At 63.0% G+C, this 2,675-nt stretch carries 3 protein-coding genes and 1 pseudogene; all 4 read right to left on the minus strand.

What is annotated here, in order from left to right; genetic code table 11:
• Positions 1-148: 148 nt before the first annotated feature.
• The gene (eutA, locus tag EOA85_RS32085; protein ID WP_127212405.1) at positions 149-922 is read right to left on the minus strand and encodes an ectoine utilization protein EutA; all 774 of its coding nucleotides are present in this window, start codon (positions 920-922) and stop codon (positions 149-151) included.
• 6 nt (positions 923-928) lie between these two features.
• Positions 929-1,588: an ectoine/hydroxyectoine ABC transporter permease subunit EhuD gene (gene ehuD, locus EOA85_RS32090; RefSeq protein WP_127212406.1), complete on the minus strand. Its 660-nt coding sequence runs from the start codon at positions 1,586-1,588 to the stop codon at positions 929-931.
• Positions 1,589-1,604: 16 nt separating this feature from the next.
• Complete coding sequence (gene ehuC, locus EOA85_RS32095; RefSeq protein WP_127212407.1) at positions 1,605-2,264, minus strand: ectoine/hydroxyectoine ABC transporter permease subunit EhuC; 660 nt, start codon at positions 2,262-2,264, stop codon at positions 1,605-1,607.
• 187 nt (positions 2,265-2,451) lie between these two features.
• Positions 2,452-2,675 (minus strand): annotated as a pseudogene (locus tag EOA85_RS32100) (transporter substrate-binding domain-containing protein); the annotation flags it as partial.

Raw genomic sequence — 2,675 nt, forward strand, 5'->3', positions numbered from 1 at the left:
CTTGAGATAAACAGGCGCACCCAAGTGCCCGGAAAGACTCGGAGAAAGCGCGGTCGGCGTGCGTTCGACCTTAGCTGCGATGCGCTCGCGCGCCGCGCGGAAATCGGAGAGGGTGACGTCGTTCGCGGTCATGACCTTTGCTTTGCAATCAATTCAAAGGCAGCGTCATCAGACGGCCGAATTCGGCACGCGGCTCGTCGTCCGCGCAAAGCCGCAGACAGTTCCAGGCCGTCGCCTGGTTGCTGGTGACGACCGGACGGCCGATCGCCTCTTCCATGCCGACCACGGCAAGTGCTGCCCGCAGCGCAGTGCAGGAGACGAACAGCGCGTCGGCTTTTTCGTCCATCGCATCGAGCGACAGATCGACCAGCGACGCAGGCGCAATCCGCGCCATCTCGCGGTCGTCCTCGAAGCCGAGACAGGTGAAGCCGGCGATCTCGAAATCATGCGCCGCGAAATAGGCCGCCATCGGCCGGCTGGTTTCGACCGTATAGGGAGTAAGGATGCTGATCGTCCTGGCGCCCAGCGCCTTCAAACCACGCACGCCTGCCATCGGCGGCGTAACCACCGGCACGCCGGGCTTGGCCGCCTGCACCGCCGCCTCGATCTCGGCATCGCCGATGACCACGGAGGCCGAGGTGCAGGAATAGCAGATCGCGTCGAGCGGCTCATCGGGCAGGATGAGCGCCGCGCCCGCCGTAAGCGACGGCTGCATCTTGCGCAAATTGTCCGGCGTCGTCGGATTGGCGTAGGGAATGCGCGCGACATAAACGCCGATCCGGTCGCTCGCCACCATGCGGCGAAAATCCGGTTCGGTCGTATGGTCGGTCGCAAGGATGATCAACCCGACGCGCTTTTCCAGGGGACGCGCGTCGAGCCCCGGCCGTGTCGGCGTCAGTCTGATCTCGGGCGAGTTTTTCATGAAAGACTACCTCTCGATCTTGCCGTAACGGCGTTCCAGCCAGCGTAGCAGCACGACCGAGAAAAGACTGATGACGAGGAAGAAGGCGCCGACCAAGGTCATCGGCTCGACATAGCGGTAATAGGTGTTGGCGACGCTCTTGGCCTGGTTCATCAGTTCCAGCACGGTGATCGCCGACAGCAGCGGCGTCTCCTTGAACATCGCGATGAAGTAGTTGGCAAGCGCCGGGATCATCGGCGGAATCGCCTGCGGCATGATAATGTGAGTCCAGGTCTGCCTGGCGTTCAGATTGCAGGCCTTGGCGGCTTCCCATCGGCCGCGCGGCACATTCTCGATACCGGCGCGATAGACTTCAGCCGTGTAGGTGCCGTAATGCAGGCCGAGGCCGATGACGCCGGCCACCAGCGGCGGCAGCAGGATACCGATATCAGGCAGCACGTAAAAGATGAAATAGAGCTGCACCAAAAGCGGCGTGCCGCGAATGAATTCGGCGAGGAAGCCGACGGTGCGCGACAAGCCCTTGTTCGGCGAGCGCCGCGCCAGCGCGATGGCCAGCCCCACGATCGCGGCCAGAACCGAGCCGAGCAGCGTCGCCAGGATGGTGATCTTCACGCCCTGGATCAGCGTCGGCATGATCTCCCAGACGAAATTCCAATCCCACTCCATTAGGAGGCCCGATCCATCATACGCGCACCCCGTCGAGGCCGCGCGCCTTGCGGCGTTCCAGCGATCTCACGCCCCAGGAAATGATCAGCGCAAGGACGAAATAGATGATGAGAATGGTGGTGAACGGCACCAGCGTGTTGCCGGTCTGCGAGCGCACCACCTGCGCCTGGAAGGTCAGATCGGCGAGCGAGATCAGCGAAACGACGGCGGTGGCCTTGAGCAATTCGATGGCGTTGTTGCCGAAGGTCGGCAGCATGACCAGCAGCGCCTGCGGCAGGATGACATGGCGCATGCCTTGCCAGCGGCCGAGATTGAGCGCGGTGCAGGCCTCGTACTGTTCGCGGCCGATCGACTGGATGGCGCCGCGCACCACCTCCGCCGCATAGGCGCCAACATTGAGGCCGAGCGCCAGCACGCCCGCCTGCAGCGGCGTCAGCGAAATGCCGATGAAGGGCAGCACGAAATAGGCCCAGAACAGCTGCACGAAGATCGAGGTGCCGCGGAAGAATTCGATATAGGCGGTGGCCAGCGCCCGAATGGCGAAAAAACGCGACAGCCGCCCCAGCCCGGCGAGAAACGCCATGATCAGGGCAAGCATCGACCCCATCAGCGTCAGCTCGATGGTAACAAGCGCTCCCTGCATTATCAGGCCGAAATAGCCGGACCATTGGGTCATTGGGTCGAGAGTTCCCGCGTTGAATGTCTAGCGAGACGTTGTTTCCAGCGTCCTTCTCCCCGTTCACGGGGGAGATGATGCCGGCAGGCAGATGAGGGGCGGCGCGAACCAACCAAAGTATGGCGCTGCCCCCATCCGACCCTTCGAGCCACATTCTCTCCGCGAACGGGGAGAAGGAAAAGGGCGCCTACTTTGCCGAGCAGAGCTTGTCGCGGCTTGTCGACATCGCTGCCGCTGCCGAGAAGCCGTAAGGCTCGATGATCTTGGCGAATTCACCGGACTCCTTCAGCTTGGCCAACTCGACGTCATAGGCGTCGCGCAGCGCTTCGTCGCCCTTCTTGAAGGCTGCGCCGTCGCAATAGACCGGCGCGCCGACCACCGGAGCGACAACTTCGAGGTTCGGGTCGTTGG

The organism is Mesorhizobium sp. M5C.F.Ca.IN.020.29.1.1 (assembly GCF_003997375.1).
GTDB lineage: Bacteria > Pseudomonadota > Alphaproteobacteria > Rhizobiales > Rhizobiaceae > Mesorhizobium > Mesorhizobium wenxiniae.